Raw genomic sequence first — 20164 nt, forward strand, 5'->3', positions numbered from 1 at the left:
GGTATCTGGCCGCCTATTAACTGACACAAGAATTGCAAAACAGCCGCTAACCGACTTACGTTAGCGACTGTTTTGTTTACCCACTATTCTGTTATTTTCACCGTGAAGTTCGTCTGGGGCTGCCCCGTTACCACGGGATGGTCCGCGAAGTACTGACGAATCAGCTCTGCCATATCCGTATTGATTTCGCGGATCACTTTGCCAGGCGTAAACATGGGGTAATCGCCCCCGCCATTGCCGCGATACTGGTTCATCGCCACGTCCAGTTTCTGATCAGGTTGGATCGACTGCCCGTGATACGTCAACCGTGTCACGCGTTGGCCTACTGGTCGGGTGAGTTCGAAGTGGTAATCGATGCCACTATAAATATCGTAATTGTAGAGGGCCAATTTAGGCGTGGTAAATGCCGGCGCAACCTGCACCTGACCAGCGACTAGTGTGAAAAAGCAGGCACAACGTTCCAGGGCCGCCTTGAGATCCGCTCCGGTGATGCATTCGACCACCAAGGTGTTGGGATACGGATAGCTGTTCAACACTTGCCGCAAAGACACGCTGGGACCAAAGCCGCGCACGTCGTCGTTGAACAACGCTGTAGCGGCAATATCCGTTTGCCCCGCTGCCATTTCAATCTGGTTAATGAACTGGAGGTAGGGGTGGCCCTGTAGCCGCGCGGCCATGGGGTCACTCACGGTCATCGGTGTCCCCGTCAGTTGTCCGACGGGTTGATCCAACCACGTCTCCACGCGGTCCTGCACGGTCGCCGTTTCGGCCGCCAACGTTGCATCTGGCTGGGCCGGCGCCGTTGGCAACAATCGGGCGTCACTGGCCACAACGTGTTTGGCCGCATCCAGTTCCAACGTGATTTCACCAACAGCCACGCCCTTTTCGCCTGGCTGTGTGGTCGGCACGCCTTGATACACACCCGCGATTTGCCGGTGCTGATGACCCGTTACCAACGCGTCGATGCCTGGCACCTGCGTTAAGAGTTGGTAGCCCTCATTTTCGCCAGTCAGCCGTTCGGTCGGTTCCCCGGTGGTCAGGTCGGCTTCGAAGCCGCCGTGATAGGCCACGACAACGACGTCGGCCAGCTCATGCAACCGGGGGACCCAGTGCTGGGCCGTGGCCAGTGCCGCTTGGAATTTCAGGCCATGTAAATGGTCAGCCCGTTCCCAGACCGGCACGTACGCCGTCGTCAATCCCAGCACCGCGACCTTCAGTCCCTGCCGATCAATGATGTGGTACGGCGCGTCCAGGATACCCTGTGCCACGCCGCCCGTAATATTAGCGCCAACCAGCGGGTACGTGCGTTGCGCCTCACAATGGCGGATGTAGTCCTGACCATAATTAAATTCATGATTGCCCAACACCCCCACGTCGTAACCCAGTTCACTGGTGAGCTTTGAAAATAAAGCGGCCTCGGCTGCCGGTCGTTGGGTCAGGTAGCTGGCAAACGGCGCGCCTTGGATCCAGTCGCCATTTTCAATGGTCACCACGACCTCGTCGGGTCCAGCCGCGGCCTTCACGTCGCGAATCACCGTGGCCGCCCGTAACCAGCCGTAGTCCTGGCGATCATCGCGACTGCTATAGCTGGTGGGGTAAACGTACCCGTGCACGTCGCTGGTTGATAAAATTTTTAATTTCATCGCTAAATCAACCTCTTCCGTAACTGTTCGGACAGCGAGTCGATCAATAAGACCATGACCACGATGCCCAACAGGATGATGCCGACCTTGGGCCAGTTCCGCGTCTGAATCGCAAAGATCATCGGCGTCCCGATCCCCCCGGCGCCCACCATCCCCAGGATGGAAGCGGACCGCACGGCAATTTCAAACCGGTAGAGCGTGTATGAGAAGAATTCAGGCATGATGGTCGGCACTGTTGCCAGGGCAAAGATCTGTCCGGAACGACCACCGGCACTGGCAATGGCTTCTTCGGAACCGCGGTCCATATTTTCAATGGCCTCGCTGAAGAGCTTACCCAACATCCCAATCGAATGAATGCTGACGGCCAGCACCCCGGCGTAGGAACCCGGTCCCACGGCCTTGATGAACATGATAGCTAACACGATTTCCGGAAAAGTCCGAATCAGCGTCAAGACGACCTTGCCACTCCCAGAGCGCAGGAAGAAGCGTTCGTGCGTGCCGCGCGCTGCCCAAAAGGCAAAGGGCACACTGATGACGGCCGACACGATGGTCCCCAGAAAGGCGATGGCCAACGTTTGCAAGATCAGAGATACCAAGTCTTCACCGCTACCGTCGTACACGTAAGACCACTGTGGGTGCACCAGCCCATCCACGATGGATTGTGACACGGCGCCGGCCGATTCCTGCAGACCCGTGAATTTCAGGCCGTTGACCGTCCAATAGTACAACGCACCAATCACGACCACCCATAGTAGCCAATTCCACCGCTGCCAAACGGTGCGGTGGGGCTTCGTCATTACTGTCGTCGTTGTCATTAGAGCAGCACCCTCCTTAAGTGATTGCTGATGCCGTCAATCACTAAGACGACGACCAGTGTGGCCAGAATGATCACGGCCGTTTGACTATAGTTGAACTCGTTGAGCGACCGTTGTAAGAAGACCCCGATCCCGCCGGCACCCAAATACCCCAGCACAGTCGATGCCCGCACGTTGATTTCCAGCGTGTAGAGAAAATAACTGATAAATTGATTCAAGATTTGCGGCAAGACTGCGTACCAAATAATCGTGACCTTCGACGCGCCCACGGATTCCAGCGCCTCTAGCGGCCCCATGTCGATAGTCTCAATGACTTCATAGAATAACTTCGACACCATCCCGAATGAGAAAATCGCCAGCGTCACGACCCCGGCCGTGGAGCCAATCCCAAAGATGGCCACGAAGATCGCCGCCAACAGTAAATCGGGCAACGTCCGGACCAAGTCCAAGAACAGCCGCGTCACGCCGCGTAAGAGCCGACTGTGAATCAAGTTGCTGGCACTGAGCACCGCAAAGGGGATGGCAAACGCCGCCCCAATCGTGGTCCCCAGAATCGCCATTTGGATGGTTTCTAGCAATGGTTGAATGATCACGGTCGTGTAATCCCAGGCTGGCGAGGACATCCGCACCAACAGATTCAGGAATTGCCCGAAGTTGCTGAAGAACATGCCCACATCAACGCCGGTCATCCGTGACGACGCAATCAATAGAATCACCAACACTACCGTGCCGACGATGCCCTTGACGTGCCACCGTTGGACCCACGAACGGCGGGGAATTTCTGGATAGGTCATGCTTCCGCCCCCTCCGCGTAGATCTTGGTCAAATCGTCTTCGGTGACTGATTCAATCGGTTGATCGTACACCAATTGACCGGCACGCAACCCAATGATCCGGTCCGCATACTTACGGGCCAACGCCACCGAGTGCAAGTTAACGATGACGGTGATGCCATCTTCACGATTCAACCGTTGGAGCGTATCCATCACGGTCGCCGTGGTCAACGGGTCCAGTGACGCCACCGGTTCGTCGGCCAAAATAATCTTGGGGTCCTGCATCAACGTTCGCGCAATGGCGACCCGTTGTTGTTGCCCACCGGATAACTCGTCGGCCCGGGTGTACAGCTTATCGGCCAGGTTGACCCGTTGTAAGGAGCGCACGGCCATTTCCCGGTCAGCCTTGGTGAACAGGCCACAAATCGTCTTCCAGGTCGGGTAGTAGCTGACCCGACCGGACAACACGTTGCGTTCGACACTGGACCGGTTGATCAGATTGAACCCTTGAAAAATCATGCCGATCTTCCGCCGCAACAACCGCAGGGACTGGCCCTTGTAATCGTTGATGGATTCTTCTTCGATCGTAATCTCACCGGACGTGATCTCGTGCATCCGGTTAATAGTCCGCAACAGCGTACTCTTACCGGCACCAGATAGTCCAACGACCACTAAGAATTGTCCGCGGGGAATGTCAAAGCTGATATCCTTGAGCCCAACCGTCCCGTTATTATAAATTTTATTGACGTCTTTGAATGAAATAATTGGTGCTTGTGCCATTGTCGGTTCCCCCATAAAAAAGCAGCAAGGTGCCCAATTGCGCTTCCCTACTACTTTCTGATTTTGACGCGTATTCAACTTTGCTGTGACTGTGGTGACTTACTTATCTAGCTTTTGTGCTTGCTTATCGTATTGCCGGATGATGTCGAAATTGCTGTCCTTAGAGTCCACGTAGCCTTCGTGTGAGTACACACTGGAGATAATGTCGTGGCCCTTCTTGGTCTTGGCGATGTTCTTAAAGGCGGCGGCAATCTTCTTTTGCCATTTGCCACTCATATCGCCCCGAACCGTGATGGTATCGTTCGGAATCTTCGCCGTGGTGTAGATCGGTACGACCTTACTCATCACGTCTTTTTCATCGTTCATGACCAACTTCCGGGCGCCCTGGAAGACGAAGGCAGCGTCGGTGTTCTTGTTATAAACGGATAGGACGCCTTGGTCATGTCCCTTGACTGTGACCGTTTGAATCCCCGACTTGTTGATGTTGACCCCGTGCTTGAGCATTTCGACCGCTGGGTAGATCCAGCCGGCCGTAGATGTCGTGTCCTGCACGGCAATCTTCTTGCCCTTCAAGTCCTTAATCGACTTGATGCCGCTATCCTTGCGAACCAAAATTTGGGAACGGTAGTAATTGACCAGGTCTTTAGACGTCTTGTCATTTGGTTCCGTGACCCCGTAGCGTTGTGCTTGTAAGAGGACCTTGTCGCCGTATTGCTTGTGTGCTAACACGTAAGCGTCAGGTGGCAGGAAGCCGACGTCGACCTTCTTAGACCCCATGGCCTCAACGATGGTGTTGTAGTCGGTGGACACACTGACCGTCACCGGAATCCCCAATTGCTTCTTCAACAGCCCTTCCAGTGGCTTGGCCTTGGCCTCAATGGTCCCGGCGTTAGAAGATGGCACGAACTCGACCGTCAACTTCTTCGGCGTGTAGGCCTTGGAACTGGACCCCGCGTTACTGCTACTGGACTTCCCACAAGCGGCCAATCCAGCTGGCAACACCAACAATGCTGCCAAAATCAAGAGTAATTTACCCTTACCCTTCAAAAGCATACAGTTCACTCCTCAAATATGTAATTTGGCTTCTCTAGCAATTCCAAGCTTACCATAAAAAACGAACTTCGCAACAATAAATTTATTTTTAGTTCGTTATTAGTATTTTTATAGTTCAGGAAACCGGCCTATTTCAAAAGGTAAAACGTAAAACCTGAACATTAAAATTCTTTTTCTTAACTCCCGTTATCAATAATTTTATAATTGGTACCGCTTTTCAAGAAAATTAGGGGTAGCAAAAAAGACGCCTAAAATTTTCGGCGTCTTTCAAAATTTTTCGAAATCCCTGATGGCCAACAGCCCGGGCAAACGCCACTGCAATGACCGACGTTAGCTGTTTTCATTTAAACCGCCCTTGACCGAATGCTGCATCATAATCAGATTGGGTGCATAAGTATGCGTTTGACCTAGTCCAACCGACTCCCTACCCGATCCAAATAACAGAAAAAAGACGGCTTGTCATCCCCAAATAACCGTCTGGTAAAATTGTAATATTACAAATCGCCAAATTCGCCCGCAAGCCTTGATTTCTCTGTTATAGTAAAGAAGTCGTAAACAATTGCTTAACAAACTAACGACAAACTAAAGCTTTTTTGGTAACAGCGGTTAAGGTACCCGGAAAATGCCTTAACTCTGTCTGTCCCCAATTGAATAATTAACCTTATTGAATCAGACTAAATCCCAGTTCGATTCAATAAGGTTAATTTTTTTGCGTAAAATTTTAAATTGGTCTAGTCGTCATCGTCATCCGTCTCGTGGTGAACGACCTTGCCCGTTAACGCATTGATCTGAACTTCGTGGTGCGTTTGGTCCTTGGTAACCTTGACTTCCCATTCCGTCGTCCCGTGTTCGCGGTCTAGTGACCAGGCAACGGCCGTGCCACCACCGACTTCTTGGGTGGCAATCTTAGAAACGGCTGCCCGGGACTTCACTTTATTCAGCGGCAAGGCGTCGCGTTGGGCAATCCCGTTGGCTTCATCGGCATCCAACTTCTCTTGTTGGGCCCGACTGGTCTTACCGGAGCGTGCATCGACGGTCAGCTCATATTCTTTGGTCTGATCGACCCCACTGATTTCGTATTGGTACCGTTGGTTTTCGGTCTCTAACGACAATTCGGTCACGGTCACCTTCGTGCCGAACTTCTGATGGAACTGCTTGACTGCTTCCGTTAACGTGACCTTGATCTGTCGCGGTGAAGTGGTCGTCTGGCTAGTCGCCTGTTGCGACGTGGCCTGACTGGAACTACTGCTACTAGACTTCGACTGTTGCGTGTTGGTGCACCCCACCAGCAGTAGCGTGCTTGCCAACACCACCCAACTTAGTTTGCGCATAACCTCGTCCTCCAGTTCGTGTGGCTTTCCCTCTTGTGCTCATTTTAGCAAAAATATCGGGCCAACACCATCAATCCCCATTACTCTTGGTAGTCGCCGGGGCCAGTCAACGTGGCGGCCAACTGTTGCAAAACCTGTAACAGTTCCGTGCGGTCTGCGTTGGAGTAGTTCGACAATTTTTGCCGAATCGCAGCTTCTCGGGCCAGCTTGATCTGTAGCAATGCCCGCTGACCCTGAGGACTCAAGTTCAATCGCCGAATCCGCTGGTCACGCCGCTCGACCTCCACGAGCCATCCCGCTGTGACTAACTTATCGACCTGCCGACTGATGGACGAATGATTACGACCAATCTGGTCAGCCAGTTCGCCAATACTGATTTCCGGCTGGCGACCGACCCGCACGATGATGGGCAAGGCGGCCGGTTCCAACGGAATACTGGCTTGCTGAAGTAACTTGCGGTCCTGTTGGGGCTGGTTAAAAAACGTCACGATCTCAAAGAGTGCTTCAAAAATTTCATTGTCCATATTGCTATTATACCAGAACGGTGCTAACATGTGTGCATATTGCACGAATTAACCGAAGGAGATTTTTTAGCATGACGAAAAAAATTGGCTTGATTATCGGTTCCACCCGACCAACCCGCATCAGCCCCAGCATTGCCCGGTGGCTCCAAGACCAAGTAGCCCAACCCGAATTACCCGTTGACCTACTCGACCTGGCCACCATCGATCTGCCGTTTCTAAACGAGGCCGCCATGCCCGCCGACCACCACTATGAACACGCCAGTACGAAGCAGTGGAGTGATCTGGTCCAAGGCTACGACGCCTTCATTTTGCTCTTTCCGCAATACAACTGGGGATACCCGGCACCACTGAAGAATGCCCTCGATACCCTCTACCAGGAATGGCTGGGCAAACCAGTCAGCCTGGTTTCCTACGGCGGCCACGGTGGCTTTCAAGCCGCACTGGGCATGCAATTGGTGGTCCGTGGTTTGAAGATGCCGCTGTTGACCAACAATCTACAAATCAGCCTGCAAAAGTCCTGGTTCAATGCCGCTGGTCAGTTCACCGACGTTGACTTGGCCCTGGCACCGTACGCCGCTGAAGCCCGTCAGCTCGGGGCAGAATTACGTCACAAATTAGTTTAACTAACCAGACAAAATCGGCTAGAGTCCTTGTCAACATGTGATTCATAGCATTAAGATCAGTCGTTTACAGCTTCGTAGTGAAAACTGTCCGCCTACCGTCCGCCAGCTCCTAGTCAACGCAATGTTACTGACAGACGTCATCCCGCCGGAGCCCTGGCTGACATAGGCTCCTGGTTTTACGAATTTCAGTGGACAGAACACTGTCGTTCTGGGAATCAACACGTCAAATCTACTTTCAAGCTTTTGTCAGTCTAATCATTTTCGGTGCAGGCTGTCCACCGCTGCCAGGACTGCGGTCGCACTATCACTGATTGGTCGCCAGTCGAGCACGGCCCGCGCACGCTGATTGCTGACCCGATGGCCCAATCGTAGCATCAAATCTGCCTCACGAATGGTGGAATTGAACGGGGCTAACAAGTGAACCAGAGCACTAGGCAACAGGTGATGCGGTAGGTGGGCCGCCAGTTCTGGCCGCTGCTGGCGTAACAGTGTGGCGATGGCGCTCATCGAAATGGGTGTGTCTGCTACCGCCAAGAAACGTTGATTTGCCGCTAATGGCGTGGCCAATGCTCGGACGTGAATATCGGCCACATCCCGAACATCGACCACATTGACCGTCAAATTAGGCGTAGGCTTGCCCGTCAACAACCGCGTGATCAAGCCAAAGCTGCCTGATACGTGCTGACCCAACGCCGGTCCGAGCATGGCACCAGCATTCACCGTAACCAGTTCCAGCTCAGGATGCCGGGCCACAAAATCCCAAGCGGCGTGTTCAGCGACCAATTTTGACTGCTCATAAGCTGACAAGCCGCGCTGAGTCGACGCCGTCCAGTCCGCTTCGGTAATCACGTGGTGGGGGTCAAAGCTACTGAAGCCCACGGCGCCCAGGTTAGCGGTCATCACTACCCGTTGGACGCCCGCTGTTAGAGCCGTGCGTAAAATGCGTTCGGTACCCGTCGTCGCAGCGTTGGCTAAAGCCGCCGTGACCCGTTCACCATTCACGAAGACCGGCGCGGCCACGCTCATGACGCCAGTGATTCCGTCCATGGCAGCCGCCCACCCCGCGTCTTGCGTCAGGTCTGCGACTGCAAAGCTTAACCGGTCCAAATGTGGCGTGTGTGCCGCTGCCAAAGCGCGCCGCACGCCCGTTGCTTTATCCAAGGACCGGATCGTGGCGCGCACCGCATCCCCCTGCGTCAAAAGTTGTTTAATAATGTGTAGGGCTAAGAAGCCGTTGCCACCAGTCACTAAAATTCGTTGGTTCATGCATTTTCCTCCTTGTTTGTCCGCTACAAAATGCTTACAATAAGCCTAAACCCTAGACTACACTCTAGGGCAACCGATTGGAGGAAAATTATGACTTACACCATCAAAACCGTGGCAGCTAAAACTGGCCTGTCCATCTACACCCTACGCTTCTACGATAAGCAAGGACTGCTCCCCTTCGTTAGCCGCGATGCTTCAGGGTATCGGGCCTTCACGGACGGCGACCTCCAGCTGCTACACACGATTTGTTGTCTCAAAAATACTGGCATGAAAATCAGCGACATCCGTCAATACATTGCCGCTGTCATGCAGGGACCACAATCCATTCCGCAGCGCAAACGACTGTTACGTGCCCATCGTCAAGCCATTCTCGCTCAACAAGCTGCGCTACAGGAAAATTTGCAAGAAGTCGACATGAAGCTCAGTATTTACGAATCTCCTGCCGCTGAAACGCTGGTCGACCAAGAACTCGCCGTCATTCAGGCTGAAAAACGGGCCAATCACCTGCCGAATCCCTTTCAGCAAGTCACTGACCCAACAAAATAGGACGTCCCAGTAGTAAAATTACGGGTACGTCCCATTTTTATTTTCTGCATAAACATGCAATAACGCTGTAAACCTTAGAGGCTAGTCCACCATGACTTCATCACGTAAGGCCGTCATGGTCACGAAATCATCGGTGAAGATCCCCGCCACGCCGTCTTGGAACAACTGCTTGGCTAGTACCGGGTCATCCACAGTCCAGATGCGTTCGGCCACTGGCACATCTGCCTGATAGTGGCTCAGGTGCAGGCCCGCCAAATGTTCGCTGGTCACGAAGGCCGCGGCGTTGACCACCGGCTTGCCCGTCAACCAGCAGTAAGCCTCGTTGGGAGCGAGTTGCTGGCAATTTTTCAATGTGGGCAAGTGAAACGAGGAATAGATGACCGGATGCTTCAGTGGCGTGGCGTTGACCATCCCCATCACGATGCGCTCGATGTGCGGGTACTGAATCTTATCGGTCTTGAATTCCAAGTTCAGCTGGACATCGTGGGTCCCGACCAACGTGAGAAATTCCGCCAGCGTGGGAATCGGTTCGTTTTCAGCTAAATGAAACTGCCGAAGTTCGGCCAGCGTATAGCTGTTGATGAGGCCGGTTCCGTCACTGGTACGGTCGATGCGCTCATCATGCATGATGACGGGCACCTGATCTTTGGTCAAGTGCACGTCGAACTCCAAGCCCTCGACGCCATGGTCCAAGGCGTAGGCAAATCCCGCCAAACTATTCTCAGGAAACTTCGCCGGATAGCCCCGGTGCCCGAACACTAACGTTTTAACTGTCATTTTACCGCTCCCTACTTCCAAATTTAATGTCATCCGAACCTAATGAAACTGATTTACTGGCCGCCTCCAGCCTGTCCCATATGAGACTGGAGCGCCGCGGGCGGACGGGCCGAGCCAAAGGTCGGTCTCGACGCCTCGCTTTGAGCCGGAACCCGCGTCTCAAAGACGCCAGTTCCCTAAGCGGCCCAACCCGCCGCTAAGGGAACTCCCACGGCTGAGCTCATATGGGACAGACTTCCGGCTACACTGACCACTGCCAACTACTACTGCTAAATCGGTCCGTTCCAACATCCGTCGAACGCAGTAATCATGGCTAACACAATCGTCCATCGAAGTCACTGACCTGTCGGAGGCTGCCAGGGATGGAACCAGCTATGTCGACGGTGTTGGCAGAGGTCCTTTCTCTGCCTACAGCGTGGGACGACTTGCAAGACTGGCGATTTTCGTCAGGCTTGCAAGTGAGCCGGAAGACCGCCCTTTGGCTGCAGGCGTTCCCCATAGCAGGTGGAATCTCTGGCAGCCGCAGACGTCTGGTCCGTCCACAGCGATCCGGCTCATATTTGGCGAACGGTAGGCGGAAATTCACTGCTGTATCAGGCGCGTCAATACCCATTAGCTCGGTTGTTACCCTGGATGTAGCTGTTCATGGACTTCTGGGCGATTGCCAGGGACTTCTTGATATCACTCCCATTATAGATCTGTTCCATCACGGTTTGGCTTAAATTCCGCTCCTGAATCAACCCTTGCAGGAAGATGCCGGAGTTGGTGGCGTTAGGCGTGGCCGCGCTGAGTTGTTCGCCTGGGACTTTGGTGGCTGGCAGCTTCCGATAGAGCTTCTGCAAAACGGCTTCCTTTTGTGAGCCGCGGTTCAGTGCCAGATACCCGGTGGCGACTTGCCACTGGGCTTGGCTCTTGGCCGTCATCAAGTATTTAATAAACTCCCAGGCGCCGCGTTGTACGTGCGCGGACTTGTCGTTGGAAATCCACAGCGACGCGCCCCCAATGGCGACCCCGTTACTCTTCTGGCCGTCTGGATGTGGGTAGTAGGTGATGCCCAATTTCTCATGACTCCCGGTCGTCAACTGGCCAATTGAGGCCGAGCTTTGCAGGAACATTCCCAGCCGCCCGGACAGGAAGCTGGCCGTTTCATTGTTCTGCGCGTTGGCCCCGGCGCCGTAGTTGACGAAGACGCCGCGTTTCAGATTATCCTGAATCCATTTCATCGTTGTCATCGTCGCGGAATTCGTGAAGTTCACGGCCGTCGGTGTCCCAGCGTGGCCATCTTGTTGGTTAGCCAGGGAAACGCCGGCGTTGGCCATGAATTGTTCAAATAACCAACCGTAGACTTCGACCGTCATTCCTTGAACCTGCTTGTGTGAGCGGTCCGTCAGCTGAGTGGCGACCCGGGTGATGTCGCTGTAAGACGGGTTAACGGGTGGCGGCGTGATGTGGTATTTCTGCAGCAGTGATGCGTTGTAGTACAGCACGGGCTGTGACGTGTTGAACGGCATGGAGAGCTGGGTCCCCTTGTTGGCGTAGAAGGCGCGCGCCCCGGCCGCAATCTGATTGACATTGTAATGGTCGGCGTCAATGAATTTCTGCACCGGCGTGGTGTAACCCGTGTGGTGAATCTGACTGGTCGAAATGTCCATGGACTGGAACACCGCGGGCGACGCATCCGTGCCGTGGGTGTTAATGATCTTCTGGACGGCCTCGTTGTAGTTGCCCTCAAATTCGGGGACGACCTCATACTTATTTTGCGAGCGGTTGAAATCCTTGACGAAGGTGTCGAGCTGTTGTTGGGCAGGCCCCGTCATCTCGTGCCAGAACACGACCTTGGTGCGTTTGGCCCCCTGAGCTTGCGCGGTCGGCTTATTCATGGTCGACCATCCGATCAGAGCTACCAAGACGACCAGCAGGACCGCGCCTAAGAGCAACAACCGTTGATGAGACTTGGTGTTTGTCATTTCGTGGCCCCCTCATTCAAGCCGTTCTTGAAGTAATGTTGCCCGATGAACAGCACCAGTAACGTGGGCACGACCACGATCACGGCGCTGGCCTGGATCATGCCCCAGTTGTTAAAGGTTTCTTGTGATTGCAGCTGTCGTAGCCCATCTTGGACTGGCCGGAACTTGTCGCTAAAGGTCGTCAGCATTGGCCAGAGATATTGGTTCCAGCTTTCCAAGAAGCTGTAGGCCGCCAGCGTAAACAGGCTGATGCGCGCGTACGGCAGGGTCACGCGCCAGTAAAATTGCCAGTGGTTGAGGCCCTCGACGTCCGCGGCTTCCTTGAGCTCCGGTGGAATCTGGCGAAAGGCCTGCCGCAGCATGAAGATACCAAAGGCAGAGGTCAGAAAGGGAATCACCATCACGCTGTAGTGGTTCAGCAGATTCAACCGCCGCACCGTGGCAAAGTTCGGAATGACTTCCGCTTCAAAGGGCAGCATCATCGTCGCCAAGATCAGGTAGAACAACAGGTCTCGGCCCTTAAAGGACAGGAACACGAACGCGTAGGCGCCCAGCGAACAGAACAGGAGTTGCGCCGCCATGGTCAACGTAGAAATGACAAAACTATTCAAGAGATACCGTAAAATGGCGGTCTGCTTGACGGCCTCGGCGTAATTGGCTAAGGAGATGTGACTGCTCCACAGCGCCCCTTTGGCAATATCTGCGGTCGGCAACAGGCTGGTCCAAAACCCCAGGATGAACGGCCCTAAAATGACAATGGCCAGCAGAATCAAGACCAGGTAGTGCAAGGGTTTTAAGCTTCTGGATTGCATCATTCGTAGGTCACCCGTTTCTCTAGAAATTTGAATTGCAATAACGTAAATAGCGCGATGATCACAGCCAAGATGATCGACTCGGCGCTGGCCAGGCCGTAGTTGCCATTTAAGAAGGCATCCCGGTAGACCTGGTAGACCATCAGGTTGGTCGCGTTGTTGGGCCCACCAGCCGTCATCAGGTCAATCAGGCCGAAACTTTTGAATGCACCAATCAACGTGACGGTCGACGTGAAGAACAGCGTGGGACTGATCATGGGCAGGGTCACGTGGAAGAACTGGTAACCCGCCGAAGCACCCTCGATGGCCGACGCCTCATACAAGGACTGCGGTACCATCTGGAGCGCCCCAAAGAGAATCAGGAACGTGAAGCCCAGATTCATCCAGACCGTGGAAATGATGACGGCCACCATCGCCGGTCCGGGCGTCGTCAACCATTGCACCAGCGGCAAATGTAGCAGCTTGCCAATCTGGTCGAACAAGCCGACGGACGGACTGAAAATAAACAGCCAGAAGATGGCCGCAACGGAGACGGACACACCCATGGTCGCGGAAAAAATCGTGCGGAACCATTGAATCCCCGCTAATTTTCGCACGGCCATTTGCGCCAGCAATAGCCCCAATACTAGGGTCAAAACCACCACGCCAATTACATAGACGGCCGTGGCCTGTAGGCTGGCTTGATACGCACTAGACGTGAGTAAGCTGATGTAATTTTTCAGGCCAACGAACACGGTCGGTCGACCCACATTATCGGTCAAGAACAGGCTTAGATATAGCGTTCGCAGCATGGGATAGAAGACAAAGACACCAAGGATCAGTAGCGACGGTCCCAAAAAGGCCAGCGCATAGTACTTATCATTGACGTGGAGGTTGAACCCCCGCGCATTGGGCCGCGCAATGGCTTGGGCCTTAGGCTTGGATTGCGGCTTTGGTGTCGACATCATTTCTGCCATGGCGCAAGCCTCCTTCCACCATGAATTGGGCCTGGCCGGCGTGGTCAAACACGTAGGCGCGCCCAGCAATGGCGACACTGAGGCTATCGCCGACCTGGTAATTTTCGTCGGCGGCTGCCATCAACTCGATTGGCGTGCCGTCAGCCATTTCCGCTTCCAATAGAATTTCGGAACCCAAATACTCCACGGTCTTCACCTGGGCGTTAGCAGAACTGCCTGCCGGTAAGAGCCGCAACGCGTTGGGCCGCAAGCCGACCACGTAATCAGCCACGGGCAGGTCGCGCGGAACCGCTAGTCTGAGTGCATCAGCCAGCAACAATTCCCGGTCAGCGTCCACTCGCGCCGGCAAAAGGTTCATCCGCGGCGTGCCGAAGAAGCTCGCCACAAAGGTGTTGGCGGGTTGGTTGTAGATTTCTAATGGCGTGCCAATCTGTTGGATGGCGTGGTCGTGTAACACCATGATGTGGTCGGCCATGGTCATCGCTTCGACCTGATCGTGGGTCACGTAGATAACGGTCAACCCCAATTCACGCTGGAGGTTCCGCAATTCCGTCCGCATCTTGATCCGCAGCTGCGCGTCCAAGTTGGACAAGGGTTCATCCATCAAGCAAACCTTTGCGTCGCTGGCAATCGCCCGCGCCAAGGCCACCCGTTGCCGTTGCCCCCCTGACAAGTCACGGGGTTTGCGGTCCTTGAACTCATTTAAATTAACCAGGTCGATTGCCCGGTCGACGCGTTCCTTGATCTCATCAGCCGGAAATTTCCGTGCCTTCAGGCCAAAGGCCACGTTATCGCCGACGGACAGGAACGGAAACAACGCGTAACTCTGAAAGACCATTGTGAGCTTGCGATCCTTGGGCGGCAAATTGGTGGCCACCTGGTCATCAATCTTTAATTCGCCCGCAGAAATGGGAATCAGCCCCGCTATCATCCGCAGTAACGTACTCTTGCCACAGCCAGAAGGCCCAACGATCGCGAAGAATTCCCCACTATTAATGTGGGCACTCACATTCTCCAAGACCCAGTTGCCTGGCGTGTACGCTTTCCCCAAAGCATTTAATTCAATCGCCAATACTGCCACTCCCTTTTTAAATCTACAATCAGTCTACCCGGGCCAAGTAACGGGTTGGTGTTGCCCGTGTAAAAACTGTGTAAAGTCGGCCTGTGACGGGAAAATGGCGACAGACGGATTGATAAAAATGAGAGTCATTCACCCCGACATCATGAGCGGGACCATCCCCCGCGGAGGCTTGCTGGACAGTAAAAGTGACCGAAGAAATTAAGGACTCATTTCTTCGGTCACTTATCTAATTAACCTATCTAACATGGTAGTTATCATTAGCTACAGTTGAAAAACTGATTCAAGCATTAGATCCTGGCCAGATAGCCTGTTTTGAAGAACACGTCCACCGCCAAATTCAGCGACCGGCTAGACGGAGGCTGTAACCACAACCCGTTTTCTCATGCCAAGTCGTACGGCACCATTTTCTCTAGTCTTTAAATTCCCCCTCAGGCCAAACCAGATCCGCCACCTGCTTCACCAGTCTCAGCTTGGCCCACTGCTGGTCCTCGGTCAAGACGTTGCCCTCTTCCGTGGAGGCAAAACCACACTGCGTGGAGATGGCCAAGTTGGCTAGCGGTACCTGCTTGGCAGCGTCAGCGATGCGGGCTTGAAGCTGATCGACATCTTCCAATTCAGGGAATTTAGACGTGACCAGACCCAACACCAGCCGTTTGTGGGCGTCGTGGTTCCAGATTTTGGCCAACGGCGTGAAGCTACCAGCCCGTTCATTATCGTATTCTAGGAACAAGCCGTCGTAGTTCAGCTGACCCAGATAGTCGGCAACATCATCATAGCTGCCAGAGAACAGGTAAGTCGACTTGAAGTTGCCCCGACAAATGTGGGTGGTCACGGTTAAGTCGTCCGGCAAGTCCTTTAATAAGGTGTTGATGACGTGGACCGCGTCTTGCGCCAGGTTGACGTAGGTCTGATGGGCGGTCACGTCGTCGGTCGTGGCGTTGAGCTTACTGATAAGAAAGGCCCACGTCGTATCATCCAGTTGAAGGTAACGACAGCCCAGTTCATAGAAATGCAGAATCGTTTCGTGGTACGCCTTGGCCAGGTCATCTAGGTAGGCGTCCCAGGTCGGGTAAAATTCATGCCAGTTGTCACTACGGTTGTCCCGGAACAACATCGTGGGTGACGGGATAGTTTGTTTGACCAGAACCCCGGCTGGCACTAGGCTCTGTAAGTATTGGAAGCTCTCGAAGAAGGGATGGTCCGGGTTGAAGGCGATTTTGCCCACCAAGTCGGCATTGTCGGTTCGCGTTTGGCTCCCATGGAATTTATAACTTTGTTTATAGTCGTAATGACCGACGCCGGTCAGGCCCCACAGAAAGTCGAGGTGCCACCAACTACGGTTGAATTCGCCATCGGTGACCGCCTTTAGGCCTAGGTCGATCTGCTTTTGGACCACACGCTTAGTCTCGGCGTGCTGCACCTGTTTCAATTGGTCAGCGTCGATGGCGCCTTGGGCGAACTCGGCACGGGCGCGTTTTAAAGCGGTCGGCCGTAAAAGACTGCCGACGACATCGTAACGGAACGGAATCTGTGTTTCAGTAGTTGTAGTCATGTGAATTCCTCCTATGTTTAAACCTGGACACCATTTTCTAATCATCAGCTAACGCAAAAACGCGTTCATCCCCAGAACTAATCGCTTAGTTCCAGGGACGAACGCGTCGTTTTACCACCCTAATTCACAAGGCCCTCACAGACCTTGCCTCACCGGTACCCATTGATACCCGGAAAGTTAACAGTTCCTACCGACCAGACAGCGTGAACCATCTGATAGCTGACGGGAGTTCATCTTCACGGCTGGCCACTGACCCATTTGCACTGACTTGGGCTCACTGCGCGGCGACCGGACCGTTACTCTTCTCCCAGCTTTATTTATGAAAAACTGATTAGAAATTAGTGATAAGTTTACGGCTAGACGGCTGAGTTGTCAAGACCCTAATCTAACAATCCATGGCTGCGCAAGTAATCACGCGCCACCGTGGCGGCCTTCTGGTGCTTGACCGACACTTGATAATTCATCTTCTGCATATCCGTCGTCGTGACCTTGCCAGCGAGCTTGTTCAGCGTCGTCCGCAATTCCGGATGCTGCGTCAACAGCTTCTCCGTCATCAACGGCGCCCCTTGATACGGCGGGAAGAATGACTTGTCATCTTTCAACACAACCAGGTGATACTCCTGGACTTCCGGATCGGTGGTGTAGCCGTCGACCAGGTTGACCTTGCCGTTGGCGATGGCCTTGTAGCGAATCGACGGCTCCATGGTCTTGACGCTGGCAAATTTCAGCCCGTACGCCTGGCTCAACCCCGGATAACCATCCTTTTGTTGATGGAAATCCGGGTCGAAACCGGCGTGGACCTTATCCTCGACAGCCACCAGGTCAGAGATCGTCTTGACGTGGTACTTTTTGGCAAACTGCTTGGTTACCGCCAGGTCATAGCCATTTTGATACTGCATTGGCTTGAGGTAGGCCATTTGGTACTGCGACTGCAACGCGGCCTTAGCCGTCTGATAGGTCTTGGCCGGATCGTGGCTGGCCGATTTTTCGCCCTTCACCAATGACTCCAAGACGGTCCCCGTGAATTCGGGGTAAATGTCGACGGACCCCGACTGGAGCGCCTTGAACAGAAACGACGTGGCACCAAAATTGGCCTTGGTGGTCACCTGAATGTTCGGGTGATCATGTTCGATCAGGTCCTTGTACATGTTAATCAGGATTTCGGGTTCACTGCCCAATTTTCCGGCCACCGTGATGGTCGTTTGCGGGTTGGCCAACTTGCGGTAACCGGCAAAGCCCCCAATCAAGACCACCAGCGTCAGTAATACGATGCCGGCCTTCTTGAAGGACAGCTTACCCAGCCAATCGATGGCGGCCCCGAAGACCAGCGCCAAAATGGCGGACAGCACGGCCCCAATAATCAGGAGCGCATTGTTGTTGGTTTCGATTCCCAGCAGGATGTAGGTCCCTAACCCGCCGGCCCCAATCAAGGCGGCCAACGTGGCAGTCCCAATAATCATGACGGTCGCAATGCGGATCCCCGAGATGATCATTGGCAAGGCTAACGGCAATTCAATCCGGAATAATTTCATTCGCCGCGACAGCCCAAACGCCGTCGCCGCCTCTTCTAGGTTGGGGTCGATGGTCGTCAGCCCCGAATACGTATTTTGAAAGATCGGCATCACCGCGTAAATGACCAGTGCGATGATCGACGGCACGGTCCCAATCCCGACGATGGGAATCAGAATCCCCAATAACGCCAGGCTGGGAATCGTCTGCAGAATACTGGTGATCTGCAACATGACCTTGGCCCAGCGTTCGTGGTGCATCAACAAGATGGCCACGGGAATGGCGATGACCGCCGCAATCAGTAAGGAAATCAACGACAAGCCAATGTGTTGGCCGATGGCATGAACGATGTCGCCACCCTGGGTCTGGAGAATATGGTTGATTTGTGACACCTAATCGGCCTCCTTTGTGGCTAAATAATCCAATAAGTCGGTCGTGGTCAGTTGGCGAACTCCCTGGTCCGTGGCCACCACGACCGTCGTTTGCGTCCGCAGCGCCGCGGCCAATTCACTGATTGGTGCCGTGGCGGACAACGTGGCCGCACCGGTCGTGGCCTCACCGTAACCCTGCGCCAGTAAATCGTGAATCGTGGCGGGACGCGGCGTGTGTTCATTTTCAAAGAAGCCCTGAACGAACGCGTTAGCCGGGTGCTGCATGATGGCCTCGCCCGTGCCGATCTGTTGGATGTGCCCCAACCGCATGACCGCGATGTGTTGGCCGAGACGCAGCGCCTCGTGCATGTCGTGGGTGACGAAGATGAAGGTCATCTGCAGTTCTTGATGCAGCTGTAAGACCAGGTCCTGCAGTTGTTTGCGAGAAATCGGGTCCAGCGCGCTAAACGGTTCGTCCATCAAGACGACCTTGGGCTTAATGGCCAACGCGCGAATGATGCCGACCCGTTGCTGTTCCCCACCGGACAACTCGCTGGGCATTCGCGTGGCATAGTCGTCCGGATCGAGGTCCACTTGCTTGAGTAAGGCCCGCGCCCGGTCAATGCGGCGTTTGCGCGACCATCCCAAGGATTCGGCTTGAATCGCAATATTGTCTTGAATGTTTAAATTGGGAAAGAGTGCAATATTTTGCAGCACGTACCCCATTTGTTGGCGCAATTGTTTCAAGTCATAATCAATGATGCGTTTATTATCAAAGTAAATGTTGCCATCGGTCGGTTCGATCAGCCGATTGAGCATCTTCAGTGTGGTCGTCTTGCCGCTACCGCTGGGCCCGACCAACACAAAGAAATCGCCCGTCGGAATCGTTAAATTCAAGTCATCAAGGGCTTGATTGCCGGCGTAGCGCTTGCTAACGTTCTTAAACTCTATCATAACGACCTCCGTCCTGTTACTTTGTTATTAACACCTAACCATCCCGTATCCGGAATTTTTCTCGTGGTTACCGTTTAATTATACTAATCTTCGCCCGAAACCCTAAACAAACGGCTTACAAATTTTCTAATGCAATAGCCTCTACTTTACACGCTTTAACCGTGACTGTTAATATTAAAACCAAAGCCTTTGGGCCCAAAAAATTTAGAAAATAAGGTGTTTTCCATTCCAGACGAAATCGACATGGCCATCATCAAGGCCCTAAATCGCGACAGTCGAATCAAGGTCAGTCACCTAGCCAAATTGGTCCACCTGACCGCTCCCGCCGTGGCCGCGCGCATTCAGCGACTGACGGACACCGGCGTCATCACCCGCTACACCGTTGAGGTCGACCTCGACAAGCTGGGCTTTCCCCGCCAAGTCTTCATTCAAGTCGCGGTAACTGACCAGCAACACGCGGCTTATTTAAAATTGGTCCACCAGTATCACAATGACATTCGCCACCATTACCGCACGACCGGCGAGTTCGCCTACCTGATTGAAGGCGCGTTCCCGGACCGGCACAACCTGAGCGACTTTCTTTTGGCCCTAGGCAAGCTGGCCACTTACCAGGTTATTGATGTGATCGACGATATTTAGATATTACGTTGCGGAAACTGGCCGCCTCCGTCCGCCAAATATGGGTCGGAACGCTGTGGGCGGACGGGTCGAGCCAAGGGGCGGTCTCGACACCTCGCCTTTGAGCCGAAGGTCGCGTCTCAAAGACGCCAGTTACCTAAGCGGCATGAACCTTGCCACTTAGGTAACTCCCACGGCTGAACCCATATTTGGC

19 protein-coding genes are annotated in these 20164 nt (G+C 53.8%); 3 read left to right on the forward strand and 16 right to left on the reverse strand.

Annotation, left to right across the window (positions count from 1 at the left end; translation table 11 throughout):
* Nucleotides 1–83: 83 nt before the first annotated feature.
* The 7 genes from NGM66_RS03590 to NGM66_RS03620 all read right to left on the reverse strand — a co-directional run bounded on the left by NGM66_RS03590 (nucleotide 84) and on the right by NGM66_RS03620 (nucleotide 6918).
* On the reverse strand, nucleotides 84–1643 hold the full coding sequence (locus NGM66_RS03590; protein WP_208907458.1) for a bifunctional metallophosphatase/5'-nucleotidase: 1560 nt from the start codon (nucleotides 1641–1643) through the stop codon (nucleotides 84–86).
* 2 nt (nucleotides 1644–1645) lie between these two features.
* A complete protein-coding gene (gene phnE, locus NGM66_RS03595; RefSeq protein WP_209279990.1) occupies nucleotides 1646–2458 on the reverse strand; it encodes a phosphonate ABC transporter, permease protein PhnE in 813 nt (270 codons plus the stop codon).
* Nucleotides 2458–3252 (reverse strand): phosphonate ABC transporter, permease protein PhnE, encoded by a 795-nt coding sequence (phnE, locus tag NGM66_RS03600; RefSeq protein ID WP_208907457.1) that lies wholly within the window; start codon nucleotides 3250–3252, stop codon nucleotides 2458–2460. Before phnE (NGM66_RS03600) ends, phnE (NGM66_RS03595) begins: the two co-directional genes overlap by 1 nt.
* Complete coding sequence (gene phnC, locus NGM66_RS03605; protein ID WP_208907456.1) at nucleotides 3249–4010, reverse strand: phosphonate ABC transporter ATP-binding protein; 762 nt, start codon at nucleotides 4008–4010, stop codon at nucleotides 3249–3251. Before phnC ends, phnE (NGM66_RS03600) begins: the two co-directional genes overlap by 4 nt.
* Nucleotides 4011–4109: 99 nt before the next feature.
* Entirely contained in the window at nucleotides 4110–5063 is a 954-nt protein-coding gene (locus NGM66_RS03610; protein ID WP_208907455.1) for a phosphate/phosphite/phosphonate ABC transporter substrate-binding protein, read from the reverse strand.
* Nucleotides 5064–5794: 731 nt separating this feature from the next.
* Nucleotides 5795–6394, reverse strand: coding sequence for a PepSY domain-containing protein (locus NGM66_RS03615; protein WP_208907454.1), 600 nt, complete (start codon nucleotides 6392–6394; stop codon nucleotides 5795–5797).
* Nucleotides 6395–6474: 80 nt separating this feature from the next.
* The gene (locus tag NGM66_RS03620; RefSeq protein WP_245155285.1) at nucleotides 6475–6918 is read right to left on the reverse strand and encodes a MarR family winged helix-turn-helix transcriptional regulator; all 444 of its coding nucleotides are present in this window, start codon (nucleotides 6916–6918) and stop codon (nucleotides 6475–6477) included.
* 71 nt (nucleotides 6919–6989) lie between these two features.
* Between NGM66_RS03620 and NGM66_RS03625 the strand changes: the two genes are divergently transcribed.
* The gene (locus NGM66_RS03625) at nucleotides 6990–7541 is read left to right on the forward strand and encodes an NADPH-dependent FMN reductase (RefSeq protein WP_208907452.1); all 552 of its coding nucleotides are present in this window, start codon (nucleotides 6990–6992) and stop codon (nucleotides 7539–7541) included.
* 255 nt (nucleotides 7542–7796) lie between these two features.
* On the opposite strand, the gene NGM66_RS03630 is transcribed toward NGM66_RS03625, so the two are convergent.
* Entirely contained in the window at nucleotides 7797–8807 is a 1011-nt protein-coding gene (locus NGM66_RS03630; RefSeq protein ID WP_208907451.1) for an NAD-dependent epimerase/dehydratase family protein, read from the reverse strand.
* Nucleotides 8808–8897: 90 nt separating this feature from the next.
* Between NGM66_RS03630 and NGM66_RS03635 the strand changes: the two genes are divergently transcribed.
* On the forward strand, nucleotides 8898–9353 hold the full coding sequence (locus tag NGM66_RS03635; RefSeq protein ID WP_208907450.1) for a MerR family transcriptional regulator: 456 nt from the start codon (nucleotides 8898–8900) through the stop codon (nucleotides 9351–9353).
* An 81-nt stretch (nucleotides 9354–9434) separates the two neighbouring features.
* Here NGM66_RS03635 and NGM66_RS03640 read toward each other — a convergent pair whose 3' ends face one another.
* The 8 genes from NGM66_RS03640 to NGM66_RS03675 form a co-directional block, all read right to left on the reverse strand.
* Nucleotides 9435–10130 (reverse strand): glycerophosphodiester phosphodiesterase, encoded by a 696-nt coding sequence (locus tag NGM66_RS03640; protein ID WP_208907449.1) that lies wholly within the window; start codon nucleotides 10128–10130, stop codon nucleotides 9435–9437.
* A gap of 602 nt (nucleotides 10131–10732) precedes the next feature.
* A complete protein-coding gene (locus tag NGM66_RS03645; RefSeq protein WP_208907448.1) occupies nucleotides 10733–12097 on the reverse strand; it encodes an extracellular solute-binding protein in 1365 nt (454 codons plus the stop codon).
* On the reverse strand, nucleotides 12094–12912 hold the full coding sequence (locus NGM66_RS03650) for a carbohydrate ABC transporter permease (protein ID WP_208907447.1): 819 nt from the start codon (nucleotides 12910–12912) through the stop codon (nucleotides 12094–12096). The genes NGM66_RS03645 and NGM66_RS03650 overlap by 4 nt, the downstream gene beginning before the upstream one ends.
* Nucleotides 12909–13865, reverse strand: coding sequence for a carbohydrate ABC transporter permease (locus NGM66_RS03655; protein ID WP_373418458.1), 957 nt, complete (start codon nucleotides 13863–13865; stop codon nucleotides 12909–12911). The genes NGM66_RS03650 and NGM66_RS03655 overlap by 4 nt, the downstream gene beginning before the upstream one ends.
* On the reverse strand, nucleotides 13822–14937 hold the full coding sequence (locus NGM66_RS03660) for an ABC transporter ATP-binding protein (protein ID WP_208907446.1): 1116 nt from the start codon (nucleotides 14935–14937) through the stop codon (nucleotides 13822–13824). The genes NGM66_RS03655 and NGM66_RS03660 overlap by 44 nt, the downstream gene beginning before the upstream one ends.
* Nucleotides 14938–15355: 418 nt before the next feature.
* On the reverse strand, nucleotides 15356–16498 hold the full coding sequence (locus NGM66_RS03665) for a vitamin B12 independent methionine synthase (protein ID WP_208907445.1): 1143 nt from the start codon (nucleotides 16496–16498) through the stop codon (nucleotides 15356–15358).
* Nucleotides 16499–16878: 380 nt separating this feature from the next.
* The gene (locus tag NGM66_RS03670; RefSeq protein ID WP_208907444.1) at nucleotides 16879–18399 is read right to left on the reverse strand and encodes an ABC transporter permease/substrate-binding protein; all 1521 of its coding nucleotides are present in this window, start codon (nucleotides 18397–18399) and stop codon (nucleotides 16879–16881) included.
* Complete coding sequence (locus tag NGM66_RS03675) at nucleotides 18400–19332, reverse strand: ABC transporter ATP-binding protein (RefSeq protein ID WP_208907443.1); 933 nt, start codon at nucleotides 19330–19332, stop codon at nucleotides 18400–18402.
* Between the two features lie 216 nt (nucleotides 19333–19548).
* Here NGM66_RS03675 and NGM66_RS03680 point away from each other — a divergent pair, with 216 nt between their 5' ends.
* Nucleotides 19549–19971 (forward strand): Lrp/AsnC family transcriptional regulator, encoded by a 423-nt coding sequence (locus NGM66_RS03680; RefSeq protein WP_245155284.1) that lies wholly within the window; start codon nucleotides 19549–19551, stop codon nucleotides 19969–19971.
* Nucleotides 19972–20164 lie beyond the last annotated feature (193 nt).

The sequence above is a fragment of the Levilactobacillus yiduensis genome (assembly GCF_024718525.1).
GTDB classification, from domain to species: Bacteria; Bacillota; Bacilli; order Lactobacillales; family Lactobacillaceae; genus Levilactobacillus; species Levilactobacillus yiduensis.